Genomic DNA, 12,968 nt, shown 5'->3' with positions numbered 1-12,968 from the left:
CCCAAACCCCTTATTTTATTTTTTAACGTTTTATGAAACCGATCATGAAGACCGCGAAGCTGACTTTTGTTTGTTCTTTGATTTTTTTACTCTCTGCCTGTGTCACTCAGCCTCATCCGGACATAGTTAAAGCAGAAATTCTGGTAAGAAGCGTACAGAACGACCCCATCATTGCTGAAAAAGCCCCTGTCGCATTAAGAGAGGCAGAGGAATCTCTCACTGCTTTAAAAGCGCTTGAGAGTGAAGGCGGCGATGATGCTGCGCTTCAGAGTCTGGCTTACAAAACCCAGCTTAGAACTCAAATTGCTCAACACAAAGCCGACAGTGCGGTTGCCAAAGAGATTATTACAAAAGCCCAATTGGAACGAAAACAGATTCAACTTGAAGCGAGGACACTGGAAGCTGATTTAAGAGCCCGGCAAGCTCAAGAAGCACAGAAAAAAGCCGAACAGGCCTTGAGAGAATCTGAAGAAGCCAGACAAAAAGCCGAAGATCTGGCCAGACAGTTAACTGAGTTGCAAGCACAGGCAACCGACAGAGGTATGGTGCTTACCTTGGGTGATGTGTTATTCGATTACAACAAAGCGGACATAAACGAGGGCGGACTGCGTATTCTCACCAAATTGGTTGAGTTTCTTGAAAAATATCCGGAACGCAATGTGCTTATTGAAGGTCATACGGACAGTACCGGCTCTGATATTTATAATCAGACTTTATCGGAAAAAAGAGCCGAAGCGGTTAAAGTTGCTTTAAATCACCAAGGCATTCACCCAAGCAGAATCAATGCCGTGGGTTACGGCAAAACCTACCCGATAGCATCCAACGACACTGAATTGGGAAAACAACAAAATCGCCGGGTAGAGATCATTCTTTCAGATGAACACGGTGTCATCAAAAGCCGATAAACTCGCTGGATTTTTCATACTGCAGCCGGATTTAATCCATTTTTGACTTAGTATTCCATTCGCCTCCATTAATTTGAGGTGGCTTCTTTTCAGCTTAAGGTCTAAGGTCAGTAATCAATCTTGTCAAAAATTCTACTAGCTATCAGACGCTTCGTAATTGCTGCTAGCCTCCTATTTCTTGTTTTATCATTGGCCGCAATCGGTACACTGAAATATTTGCCACCTCCGACAACTGCCTTTATGCTCGTTCGTCATTTAGAGGAATTTGAACAAGGCAAGAACTTTCGCCCTATCAAATATCAATGGATAAACCGGTCAGCTATTTCAAACCATGCCCGACAAGCGGTTATTGCTTCCGAAGATCAGCGCTTTTATTCGCATCGTGGATTTGATACCGAAGCGATTTCTCAAGCACTGACTCACTATCAAAAAGGCGGAAAACTCCGGGGCGCCAGTACAATCAGCCAACAAGTGGCGAAAAACCTGTTTTTAACGCCCGCTCGCAATATGGGAAGGAAAGCCCTGGAGTTTTGGTTTACTGCCCTGATTGAGCTTGTATGGGACAAGCAGCGCATTCTTGAGGTGTATCTCAATATCGCGGAGTTTGGTGATCATGTTTTTGGCATCGGCGCAGCCAGCCGTTATTATTTTGGAGTGCCTGCAGATCAGCTGACTGCGAAACATGCAGCATTACTTGCCGCAATTTTGCCTAATCCGAGGCGCTACAGCCCGGTCAATCCCAGCCCTTATTTGATCAAACGCCAAGCCTGGATTCTCAAACAAATGCATAATCTTAGGCATTGATAGCAGCAATTTTCAGTTTGATGATTAAGAGGGAGAGGCGTAAGCTTTTCAGGGATATCGGCAGCAGGAATGCTGCCGTCAAGCCCCTATAGATGGGTCTAAGGCGCACCTCGCAAGGCTTACGCCAACCCTTAATGCCACATAAAAGTTCAAACTGGAAATTGCTACATTAAGAGTGTCTTTACTTATTCAAGGTTTAATTTATGTTGGATATCATACAAATACCCGTTCTGAACGATAACTATATTTATCTTTTGCATGATCCTGCATCCAAAGAAACTGCGGTGGTAGATCCTGCAATCGCCTCTCCGGTACTGGAACGACTGGATGCGCAAGGCTGGACACTTAACTGTATTTTTAATACCCATCATCATCAGGATCATGTAGGTGGAAATCTTGAACTGAAAGCTCAAACCGGTTGCCGGATTATCGGCGCCTATCAGGACAGGCGGCGCATTCCGGGAATCGATGAAACGGTGATTGAGGGTGACTGGGTAAAGTTGGGAGACGTCCGACTGCAGGTAATGGAGACGCCCGGTCATACCTCCGGCCATATTGTTTATCATGCGATTGAGGACGGGCTTTTGTTTTGCGGTGATACTTTGTTTGCCATGGGTTGCGGCAGACTTTTCGAGGGAACGGCCGAACAAATGTGGAACTCGTTAAAGTCATTGAGAGACTTGCCGGATGAAACAAAAGTGTATTGTGCGCACGAATATACACTTAATAATGGTCGTTTTGCTTTGACTGTAGAACCTGGCAATCCTGACTTGATTCAAAGAGTGCTCAACGTAGAAGCAATGCGCAAAGTAAACACACCAACCCTACCGTCAACAATTGGGTTAGAAAAAAAAACCAATCCTTTTTTTAGAGCGGACAAGCCTTCGTTGCAAACTGCTTTCGATAGAGAGGGTGAATCTTCGTTAAGCGTTTTTACCCGGCTGAGAGCGATGAAAGATAAGTTCTGACTTTAGCCGGGAAACTGGCCATCACCAGTGAACAGAGCGGACAACCGTCAAAGACGGATAACGATGAAGCGAAAAATACGCCAGGCCACACTCAAAAAGAACATGACACCTAAAACACCAAGGATATTTGTTAGTGTGAGCAATTTTGGCAAGTCGTATAAAAAAGCAAAAAAGCCTGGGACCTCTGTTGTATGAGAAAGCCCGGCTGATTGAAGATTTTCTCTAAAAAACTCATCTCGCTTTAACGCCTCGTCAAATCGAGTGCTCTCGCGGCCAAACGAATAGTCACTTCCAAGGTAACCCATAGTCTGATACAGCTTATAGGTCAGTAAATCATCAAGATCATTCAGTGCTGATTTTAATGTATTCATTTTTTTAATTGTCACTTCGGTAATATCGCCCAACTGTCCCAAGTCAAGTTCATATAAACCGGTTAAAGACCATTCAGTAGCTGGCAATAAATGAGTCAATTCACTGAAATAATTTGGCGAAGTCGCGGAAGGCTTTTTGCTGGTTAAAGCTTTTCCCCAGAAAGATGCAAAGTTTTGACTTACTTGTGGATCGGGTTTATTCGTTTGATTTGCTGGAACAGTTTTCTTTTTATCCGGTTTATCAGAATTATTTGTAGACTCTGTAATCAAAGCCGCTGACTCCGAATTAATAAAAACCTGATCAGATGCATCGGTTGATAGGCTATTTTCTTTAGACAATACTGAATAGATCGGATCTTCCAGTAAATCCGGCTCGACGCTCTTTTGCATGTCAACATGCGAGGCATAGAGATCAAATGAGCTTAATAGAAAAGTGATTGTTATTATTGTTAATTTCACTGAAACAGCTAAGGATTGATTTCAGGGCAACTTTCCCAGTTAGAAAAATATAATATCCAAAATAGTAAGGGCATCTTAATTTAAACTTAAGATAAACCCTAATTTATATTTGACCCTCTGGCTATTTTAATGCTGGCTGCAGGTAGTTAAGATAAAAGTAAAGGATAACTGTTCGCCCACTTGGAATAGAGGGTGTAGGTGATTGATTGAAAAGGCTTCTGCAACAGGGATGTTGCAGAGAGCACCACGAATGGTTTCATGCGTCCTTTGAAATCAAGCACCTACATCCAAAAAAAATGGGATGGGTGAGCAGATACAGTAAAGGCTTACTTTTGCGAATCTAATTCCTTATTCCCGGCCCACCCACACAGAATCCAAATTTAAAGCTTTTTTCAATCGAGCCGCATAAACCTGCGCTTCACTTTTTTCCGCGAAGCCGGGCACAGCAAGTCTATACCACATTTCACCTTGCTTCTCTACAGGCACGACTCGAACAGGTATCCCTTGACGCGTGAATTCAGCCGCTTTTCTTTCCGCGTACCAATCCTGACGAAATGCGACTAAATTTACCGCCCATACTCGTGAACTGGCAACATTAGCTTTCCTGACGACCGGTTTCGGGGCGGGTTTCTTTACTGCCTGCCGAACCGCTTTTTTAGGGCTTTGTTGATCCGCTGGCTTTGCTTGCGGTTTGTTTGCCTCTGGAGGTTTTTCAGCAGGTAATGGACCCGCCTCATTGGTTTTTAACGCTTCATTTTCTTTAATTTGCACTGTTGACTCAGGCGCCGCTGTTTCGATAACACTGACTTTCTCATTTGAATCACCCGGTGTTTTACCTGCCGGTTCAGACGCATTTCCAGTCGTTATAACCGGGACAGGTTCTGCTGGTTTTTGGGCATCAGCTACCAACTGAGCGACCGGCACTTCGGGCGGTGTTTTAGCCGAAGTCAAATTCGCAACCTGTTCTGATAATTGCTCAACGGTTGCCTTTAACTCATCCATTTCTTTTTGGCCGGTTTTGACAACAAGTGCACTCATGTCATCTTCCAACGTTGATATCGATTCAGTGGCCGCGGTTAAATCGGATTGTGAACTGACAACCATAAAGGTTGATACCGACCCCAAAATCAAACCGAGCACGCCTACACCTAAGGCTGAATAACTGATCGTTGGCAGTTTTACAATTTTTTCATCTACGTGTGATTTTAAGGTTTTCTGAGCTTTTTTGAGTTGTTCGATATCTTCCGAATTATCGGTAACGGCCGGTTCAGGCAGAACTGCCTGCTTATGCTTGATAGCTTCTAGCTCACTGAATAACTGACTGATCTGAGCACTTACCGCAGCATTGAATACAGATTCATCATCTTTACTGTCAGCAGTTTCAGAAAATTCATCGACGGAGTCATCTGCAAAAGCTGCTGGAACCGTTTCTTCCGGACTGGCAAACTCATCATCCGCAAACTCATCAATTTCAAGATCGAAATCATCTAACTCGGACTCAGCACTTGCGATTACGCCTTGTGTTTCATCCTCAAAAATATCAGGTTCCTGTCCTTCTTCGTCATCATCTCCGATATCAAAGCTGGCTAAAGTAAAATCTTCATCAAGAGCATTCATTGACGACTCATCGATTTCAATGGGTTCTACAGCCACTTTAGCCTCAGGAAGTTCAAGCAAATTATCCGATAGAACATCATCAAATTCATCAATTTCAGCCATTATCGAAGCCTCTTCAAAAGAGTCATCAAGCGCATAGGAAATCAGACCATTTAATTGATCATCATCCGATTCAGTTACGGCATTTTCCAAGCGATTGACCTCACTGTCTTCAAGCTCCAGATCATCGTCATCAAATAATGCATCTAAATCTTCGTCAATTTCCAGCTCATCATTGGCCTCATTGGTCGCCAGGGAATTTTCCATCAATAACTTGTCTATTGCGTCCTCGTCATCCATGAGTTCGCCAACTTCGTCGAATGATGAAGCCGCATCATCCAGCATTGAATCCAGATCTTCAGCAAAACTGGGGGGCTTGCCTGCCGTTCTTTTTGGGGTTGAAGAAGCATTCGGTTTGACTTCTTTTGAATCGGCCATAGGTTTTCTCTTAAACTTTTCTTTAAAAACAATAGGGGAATTATAGTAATTTCTCAGACTAATGTTGAAATTAAAGGACTTAAAGACATCGATCCCATTGAGTATAAAACACCACTAATTTTCTGAAACGGTTCTATTTAGTGGTACACTTTGCCCAAAAACCATGGAAAAGAGACTATGCAATTAGCCCTCACCGTCTTAGGAAAAAGCCGTACCGCTTACATCGAACAACTGCTTATGGCCATCAACCAGTGCAAGTGTGCCGTCCTTGAGATCAGAGCCACTGATCTGTCAGGAATGACCGCCGGGTATCTGCTGGTAGAAGGCAACTGGAATCATATTGCCAAACTCGAAAATGTTTTCGAGAATCTCGAGAAACAATTAAAAATCCAAATCTATAAATCACGGCAAGACAAGAAAGGTGAAAATCCAGCCGGTTTACCCTACATGATTGAAGCCATGACAATTGATCAAAGCGACATCATGCTCAGTCTAATTGTTTTCTTATCAACGCATAACATCAATATTATCGAAATTAAAAGCAGCCGGTATCTGGATTCATATACACAAATGCCTCTTCTGTCGACCAAATTAATTGTCACCATTCCCTCCGATCAACGATTACTGCAATTGCGGGAAGAATTTTTAGATTTTTGCGATAACCTAAACCTTGACGCTATTCTTGAGCCCATTAAACGTTAGGAGTTTGATATGACAATTGCAATACCAGGTGAACTCGTTCCTCCCTTTGAAGGCGCGGCAACCGGAAACACTACAATTAAATCAACGGACCTGTTGGGAAAATATGTTGTGCTCTATTTTTACCCTAAAGACAACACGCCAGGTTGCACGCTGGAAGGCCAGGCATTTCGTGATCACATCAGCGATTTTGATAAGCTGAACACGGTTATTTTAGGCGTATCTCGCGACAGCGTTAAAATGCATGAAGGTTTTAAGTACAAACAGGCGTTTCCATTTGAATTGATTTCGGATCCCGACGAAACGCTGTGCAGCGTATTCGATGTCATAAAGATGAAATCCATGTATGGCAAACAGGTAAGAGGCATAGAACGCAGCACGTTCCTTTTGGATAAGGAAGGCCGGTTGGTCAGGGAATGGCGTAAGGTCAAAGTTAAAGGCCATGTAGAAGAAGTCTTGGACGCCATTACTCAACTGAAGGCATAAACATACATGAACCTGCCGTTAGACCCCAAAAAGAAACTGTTCGTATTGGATACCAATGTTTTAATGCATGACCCAACGGCTATTTTCCGTTTTCAGGAACATAACCTGTTCATTCCCATGATTGTTCTGGAAGAACTCGATCATGGCAAGAAAGGTCTGTCTGAAGTTGCGCGAAACGTTCGGCAGGTTAGCCGTTTTCTTGATGAATTGATCCAGGGCGCTACCTTTCAGACCCTATCCGAGGGCCTGCCTCTATCACGCATCGAACATACACCGGACAATGAGAACAAGACAGCAGGACGGCTGTTTTTTCAAACCAGTCAATTGTCGTCGATGTTACCTGAGTCAATGCCGGGGCATCTGGCTGACAATTCGATTTTGGCAATTGTTCTGGCGCTCAGCAAACAGCACCCGGATATCAGAGTATGCCTGGTCTCCAAGGACATTAACCTGAGGATTAAAGCGGCCACCCTGGCGCTTCATGCTGAAGATTATCATAATGACCAAACCCTGGATGACATTAATCTGTTATACAGCGGCTCTTCAGCGCTGGATGACGATTTCTGGGAAAAACACGGCAGTCAAATGGAATCCTGGCAGCAATTGGGTAGGACTTTTTATAAGCTTCAAGGTCCCCTAGTCGTCGGATGGTATCCCAATCAATACCTTTTCATAGAAAACGAGTCCAATTTTGAAGCCATTGTTCGCTCCTGCGATGGCAAAACAGCAGTTCTGGAACTAGCCAGGGATTTTCGAAACTCTCATAACAATGTTTGGGGAATCACGGCTAAAAATAGAGAGCAGAATTTTGCCCTCAATGTACTGCTTGATCCGGAAATCGACTTTGTCACGCTGTTAGGAACAGCGGGCACAGGAAAGACCTTGCTGGCACTGGCGGCGGGCTTGACACTGACGCTGGAAAACAAAATCTACAACGAGATTATCATGACTCGCGAGACCATGCCGGTAGGGGAAGATATCGGTTTTCTTCCGGGTACGGAAGAGGAAAAAATGGCTCCCTGGATGGGCGCATTAATGGATAATCTGGAATTGCTTGGGAGTCAGTCAGGACAAACCGACTGGCAACAGGGCGTGAGCAATAACCTGATCATGAATAGAATTAAAATCAGGTCGCTTAATTTCATGCGTGGCCGCACCTTTCTCAATCGATACCTGATTATTGACGAGGCTCAAAACCTGACATCCAAGCAAATGAAGACGCTGATAACGCGGGCCGGACCGGGAACAAAAATAATCTGTATCGGTAACTTGAGCCAGATTGACACACCTTATTTAACAGCAACGACATCAGGCCTGACCTACATTGTTGATCGCTTTAAGACATGGCCCCATGGCGCGCACATCACTTTAAAACAGGGCGAAAGATCGCGATTGGCTGACTATGCCTCCGAAATTCTATAAACCCAATAAATGATTATCACCCTTCAATTACACTTGAATGGTGTCATTGGCATCGCTAATGCGAGGCCAGGCCGTTAGCACCGCTTTAACAACGGTAGCTAGCGGAATCGCAAAAAACACCCCCCAAACCCCCCATAAGCCACCAAAAAACAAAATCGCTACAATAATGGCAATGGGATGAAGATTGACCGCTTCCGAAAACAACAAAGGCACTAATACGACACCATCCAAAGCCTGTATGACACTGTAGGCAATGACAATATACATAAAATTGTCACTGATCATACCCCATTGGAAATAGGCTATTCCAAGCACAGGGAATGTCACCAAAGTAGCGCCGACGTAGGGAATAACGACCGATAGCCCCATCAATACGGATAATAAAATAGAGTAATTCAAACCCATTGCCGAAAAAGTCACGTAACTGATAGACATCAGTATGATCACCTCGGCAAATTTACCTCGAACATAATTTCCGATTTGCATATCCACTTCACGCCAGACGCTTTGTGTTAACACTCTGTCTCTAGGCAAAAACTGAACAAACCACGCCAACAAAACCCGTTTATCTTTTAAAAAAAAGAACACCATCATCGGCACTAAAAACAGATAAATCATCGCAGTGACCAATCCAACCACTGAAGCGGCGGAGAACGATATGGCACCTTGTCCGTAAGTTAAAATTTCTCTTTGCACTGTGTACATAAAATCCTGGATTCTTTCCAGGGAAATGAATTGAGGATACATTTCAGGAAGCCGCAGAATTTCAAATTGGACAAGCTTGACAATCTCAGGAATGTGATGAACCAATTCTATCGCCTGTCCGGAAAGCATGGGCATCAGAATAAAAATAAAGAACCCAAGCAAAGCTAAAAAACATGAAAAAACCAGATAGACAGCAGGTAATCTTGGCATTTTGTTTTTTATCAGTTTTTCTACCAACCCATCCAGCAAATAAGCCAGAACAACGGAGGCAAACACAGGCATCAGCAAATCAGATAAGGTTAATATAAGCCCTAAGCTGATCAGTATAATGAGTAACAGGGCAACCGCCTGAGAATTTGGTAAAACCCGTTTGATGTAATTTTTGATGAGGCGAAAATCGGGAGAATCTGATTGTGTTATCATTTTTTATAATAATTATTATTTTCCGTACATTCTACCTGAATAGAGCTTGCAAACCGAAGTTTTGAAGGCCTAACAAGATCAAATCAAAGTTTCAGCCGCATCTAAAATAGTCCATTTCAATTGCCAGCTTATTTTAACCGACTCCAGGACTGATCAGATCTGCCTAGCCGTCTAGCGGGGTAAGCTGGCTAAGCAATTCGGTGATAAATGCCAATTTTTCAGTGACCTCGGCAAACGGCTTGATAAACCGCAGTTTGTCGGCACCGTCGAATTTATAAATCTGCGCTTGGGTTTGTATGAGCCGGATGAGTTGATCGGTATTAACTTTCGGTTCTGATGAGAACACAAAGCGGCCGCCGGCAGCATTAGCCTCAATTTTTTTAATGCCGAGTTCGCTTGCCTGCTGTTTCAGTTCCGCAACGCTGAATAACGTTTTAACCGGTTCAGGCAAGAGTCCGAACCGATCGATCATTTCAACTTGCAATTCGCGCAGATCCTCATCAGATTCAGCATTGGCGATACGTTTGTAAAGTACCAGACGGGAATGAATATCCGGAAGATAATCTTCCGGAATCAAAGCCGGGGCTTGTAAGTCAACTTCGGGACCGATATCCAGCGGCGCATCGAGTTCCGGTTGTTTACCGGATTTCATGGCGTTAACGGCACGCTCCAGCAATTCAGTGTAAAGGGTAAAGCCGATTTCCTGGATTTGACCGCTTTGTTCATCACCCAGTAACTCTCCCGCGCCTCGAATTTCCAAGTCATGAGAAGACAGCATGAAACCTGCACCTAAATCTCCGGAGGCTTCCAGAGCTTCCAGCCGTTTTATTGCATCTTTACTGATTGCGGCTTTGGGCGGCACAATAAAATAGGCATAGGCGCGGTGATGCGAGCGCCCTACCCGGCCACGCAACTGATGCAACTGGGCGAGGCCCAGTTTGTCGGCTCGATTGATTACAATGGTGTTGGCGCTGGGGATATCGATACCGCTTTCTATAATCGTGGAACACAGCAGCAGGTTAAAACGCTGATGGTAAAAATCCAGCATGATTTTTTCCAGTTCGCGCTCCGGCATTTGACCATGCGCAATTTCAATGCGCGCTTCGGGTAACAATGATTCCAGTTCACGGGCCATTTTCTCCATGGTCTTGACATCATTGTGCAGAAAAAATACCTGGCCGCCACGCTTGATCTCGCGTTGACAAGCTTCTTTAATCTGCGAGTCTATCCATTCGCTGATGAATGTTTTAATCGCATGCCGGTTGGGCGGCGGACTGGCTATGATAGAAATATCCCGCAGGCCCGACATGGCCATATTCAAAGTCCTGGGAATGGGTGTGGCCGTCATAGTCAAGATGTCCAGCTCATTGCGCAGTTTCTTGAAATACTCTTTCTGGCGCACACCGAAGCGGTGCTCCTCATCAATAACCACCAGACCCAAGGCTTTGTATCTGATGTCTTTGGACAGTAATTTATGAGTCCCGATAATAATATCGACTTTGCCTTCCTCCAGATCGCTGATGATGACTTGCTGCTGCTTGGGCGATACGAAACGCGACATGACTTCAATACGTACCGGCCAGTCGGCAAACCGATCGCGAAAATTTTGATAATGCTGTTGTGCCAGCAAGGTCGTCGGCACCAGAACAGACACCTGTTTGCCGCCCTGAACGGCAATAAATGCAGCACGCATCGATACCTCGGTCTTACCGAAGCCGACGTCGCCGCAAATCACCCGATCCATAGGCCTTGAACTGAGCATGTCATCCAAAATTGCTTCAATGGCGGTTTGCTGATCCGGTGTTTCTTCGAACGGAAATGCGTCCGCAAAAGCCTGATAATCAGCTTCATCAATCGCAAATGCATGGCCTTTTTTGAGCGCACGCTTGGCAACGATATCCAGCAATTCGGCGGCCACGTCGCGAATCCGCTCCATGGCTTTCTTCTTGGCTTTACCCCATTGATCGCCCCCTAATCTGTGCAGAGGGGCATTCTCAGGACTGACCCCGGTATAACGGCCAATGACATTCAATGACGACACCGGCACATAGAGTTTGTCGTTGCCGGCATACTCCAGCATCAAAAACTCCTGGGTCACACCGCCCAGTTCCAGCGTCTGCAGACCCAGATAACGGCCTACTCCGTGTTCCTGATGCACGACCGGGTCACCGATAGTCAACTCAGTGAGATTATTGACGATGTTTTCCAGCTCACGAGCCGCCGACTTTTTCCTGCGCCGACGCTGTTCGACCTTCTCGCCGGTCAGTTGGCTTTGCGTGATAATGGCAAGTGCCGGATTATCCAGCCAGAGCCCATGGTCCATAGGCGCAACCAACAAACAAGGCGATTGTTCGGACTTGAGAAAGGCGTCCCAACTCTCTACCGGCTTGACACGGATACCGTTTTTAGCCAGTTTGTCCTGAACCCCCTCCCTGTGTCCTGCCGTTTCGGCGACAAACAGCACTTTGCCAGGGAATGCATCCATGAAGCTGCGTAATGCCTGGGCCGGTTCTTTTTGCTTGGCATCGATCGTAAGATCAGGCAATAGCCTGCATTTAAAGTCGACCGCACTTTCGCTTGCCTGCAGCGTTTGTCTTAACGTAATCCGCGTAAAGCCACCACTACGATCCAGCAACTCTTCGGCGGATAGAAACAGCAAGTCGGGCGATAACAAAGGCCTTTCAACATCGTATTTACGTTGCTGATAACGCTCTTGCGCTTCCGCATAAAAACCCTGGGCATGGGTCTCGAAGGCATCATTGGCAACCAGAACCGTGGACTTGGGCAGGTAATCAAACAGTGTGGCAGTCGCTTCCACAAAAAGCGGCAGATAGTATTCAATCCCCCCGGGGGTTATGCCTTTGCTGACATCCAGATACAAGGTGTTTTTGGGCGAACTTTCGGGAAAATGAATACGGAACGATTGCCTGAAATGCTTGATCGCCTCATCGGTAAAGGGAAACTCTCTAGCCGGAAACAAATGAATCGCCTCGACCTTACCTACCGAAAGCTGCGTTTCCGGATCAAAGGTTCTGATTGACTCGATATCCTCATCAAATAACTCGATGCGATAAGGAACTTTGCTGCCCATCGGAAATAAATCGACAATCGAGCCCCTGACCGCAAATTCGCCATGCTGATAAACCTGCGAAACACATTGGTAACCAACGCTTTCCAGCTTGATCCGATTCAATTCAAGGTTAAACAGATCACCCAATTTGATAGAAAAACTGTTGGCCAGCACATGTTCGCGAGGCGCCAAACGGTGCATCAGCGTTGCCACCGACACAACCAACGCGCCATGCGAAACCTGAGGTAACAAAGCCAGGGTTTTCAGGCGTTCAGAAACGATATCGGGTAACGGAGAAAAAACGTCGTACGGCAAGGTTTCCCAATCGGGAAAATGCAGAATCGGCAGCTGATTTTGCAGAAAAAACGCCAGCTCATGCTCAAGGCGCAAAGCCGTTTGATTATCCGGAGTCGCAATCAAAAACAGGCGGTTTTCACGTTTGATCGCGGTAGCCAGCGCCAGCGAATCGCCGCATCCGTTTAATCCTGTCCAGATCAAGGGTAGCGTGGGAGATTTAGGAAGTTGAGCGGAATGAAATAAATCGGGATTTTCGGGCATATCC

At 45.3% G+C, this 12,968-nt stretch carries 10 protein-coding genes; 6 read left to right on the top strand and 4 right to left on the bottom strand.

Features of this window, described 5'->3' with window-relative positions; translation table 11 throughout:
- Window positions 1–44: 44 nt before the first annotated feature.
- From GO003_RS13685 to gloB, 3 genes are all read left to right on the top strand, one after another.
- A complete protein-coding gene (locus GO003_RS13685) occupies window positions 45–905 on the top strand; it encodes an OmpA family protein (RefSeq protein WP_159652657.1) in 861 nt (286 codons plus the stop codon).
- Window positions 906–1,025: 120 nt separating this feature from the next.
- Complete coding sequence (gene mtgA / locus GO003_RS13680) at window positions 1,026–1,709, top strand: monofunctional biosynthetic peptidoglycan transglycosylase (protein WP_231088988.1); 684 nt, start codon at window positions 1,026–1,028, stop codon at window positions 1,707–1,709.
- 203 nt (window positions 1,710–1,912) lie between these two features.
- A complete protein-coding gene (gloB, locus tag GO003_RS13675) occupies window positions 1,913–2,677 on the top strand; it encodes a hydroxyacylglutathione hydrolase (protein ID WP_159652655.1) in 765 nt (254 codons plus the stop codon).
- 47 nt (window positions 2,678–2,724) lie between these two features.
- Here the strand turns inward: gloB and GO003_RS13670 are convergent, their stop codons facing one another.
- Together GO003_RS13670 and GO003_RS13665 are read right to left on the bottom strand one after the other, a co-directional pair.
- A complete protein-coding gene (locus GO003_RS13670; RefSeq protein WP_159652653.1) occupies window positions 2,725–3,507 on the bottom strand; it encodes a hypothetical protein in 783 nt (260 codons plus the stop codon).
- Window positions 3,508–3,855: 348 nt separating this feature from the next.
- On the bottom strand, window positions 3,856–5,601 hold the full coding sequence (locus GO003_RS13665) for an SPOR domain-containing protein (RefSeq protein WP_159652651.1): 1,746 nt from the start codon (window positions 5,599–5,601) through the stop codon (window positions 3,856–3,858).
- A gap of 177 nt (window positions 5,602–5,778) precedes the next feature.
- On the opposite strand from GO003_RS13665, the gene GO003_RS13660 reads away from it, so the two are divergent.
- Genes GO003_RS13660 through GO003_RS13650 form a run of 3 tightly spaced genes read left to right on the top strand, consistent with a single transcriptional unit; the run spans window position 5,779 to window position 8,208 of the window.
- Window positions 5,779–6,303: a glycine cleavage system protein R gene (locus GO003_RS13660; protein WP_159652649.1), complete on the top strand. Its 525-nt coding sequence runs from the start codon at window positions 5,779–5,781 to the stop codon at window positions 6,301–6,303.
- Window positions 6,304–6,312: 9 nt separating this feature from the next.
- Complete coding sequence (locus GO003_RS13655) at window positions 6,313–6,786, top strand: peroxiredoxin (RefSeq protein ID WP_159652647.1); 474 nt, start codon at window positions 6,313–6,315, stop codon at window positions 6,784–6,786.
- 6 nt (window positions 6,787–6,792) lie between these two features.
- Window positions 6,793–8,208 carry a PhoH family protein gene (locus tag GO003_RS13650; protein ID WP_159652645.1) on the top strand — a complete coding sequence of 472 codons (1,416 nt, stop codon included), beginning with the start codon at window positions 6,793–6,795 and terminating at the stop codon, window positions 8,206–8,208.
- Between the two features lie 27 nt (window positions 8,209–8,235).
- On the opposite strand, the gene GO003_RS13645 is transcribed toward GO003_RS13650, so the two are convergent.
- Both GO003_RS13645 and mfd read right to left on the bottom strand, forming a co-directional pair.
- Window positions 8,236–9,336 (bottom strand): AI-2E family transporter, encoded by a 1,101-nt coding sequence (locus tag GO003_RS13645; protein ID WP_159652643.1) that lies wholly within the window; start codon window positions 9,334–9,336, stop codon window positions 8,236–8,238.
- A gap of 163 nt (window positions 9,337–9,499) precedes the next feature.
- Window positions 9,500–12,964, bottom strand: coding sequence for a transcription-repair coupling factor (mfd, locus tag GO003_RS13640; protein ID WP_159652641.1), 3,465 nt, complete (start codon window positions 12,962–12,964; stop codon window positions 9,500–9,502).
- Window positions 12,965–12,968: the final 4 nt, after the last annotated feature.

The organism is Methylicorpusculum oleiharenae, assembly GCF_009828925.2.
GTDB classification, from domain to species: domain Bacteria; phylum Pseudomonadota; class Gammaproteobacteria; order Methylococcales; family Methylomonadaceae; genus Methylicorpusculum; species Methylicorpusculum oleiharenae.
Note: the sequence above shows the minus strand (reverse complement) of the source record. Positions and strands in the feature narration are given on the sequence as shown.

Excerpts from the sequence above, each read along its gene's own strand:
- mfd (WP_159652641.1), bottom strand. The coding sequence starts at position 12,964 with ATGCCCGAAAATCCCGATTTATTTCATTCCGCTCAACTTCCTAAATCT.
- GO003_RS13685 (WP_159652657.1), top strand. The coding sequence starts at position 45 with ATGAAGACCGCGAAGCTGACTTTTGTTTGTTCTTTGATTTTTTTACTC.
- GO003_RS13660 (WP_159652649.1), top strand. The coding sequence starts at position 5,779 with ATGCAATTAGCCCTCACCGTCTTAGGAAAAAGCCGTACCGCTTACATC.
- GO003_RS13655 (WP_159652647.1), top strand. The coding sequence starts at position 6,313 with ATGACAATTGCAATACCAGGTGAACTCGTTCCTCCCTTTGAAGGCGCG.
- GO003_RS13650 (WP_159652645.1), top strand. The coding sequence starts at position 6,793 with ATGAACCTGCCGTTAGACCCCAAAAAGAAACTGTTCGTATTGGATACC.
- GO003_RS13645 (WP_159652643.1), bottom strand. The coding sequence starts at position 9,336 with ATGATAACACAATCAGATTCTCCCGATTTTCGCCTCATCAAAAATTAC.
- GO003_RS13665 (WP_159652651.1), bottom strand. The coding sequence starts at position 5,601 with ATGGCCGATTCAAAAGAAGTCAAACCGAATGCTTCTTCAACCCCAAAA.
- gloB (WP_159652655.1), top strand. The coding sequence starts at position 1,913 with ATGTTGGATATCATACAAATACCCGTTCTGAACGATAACTATATTTAT.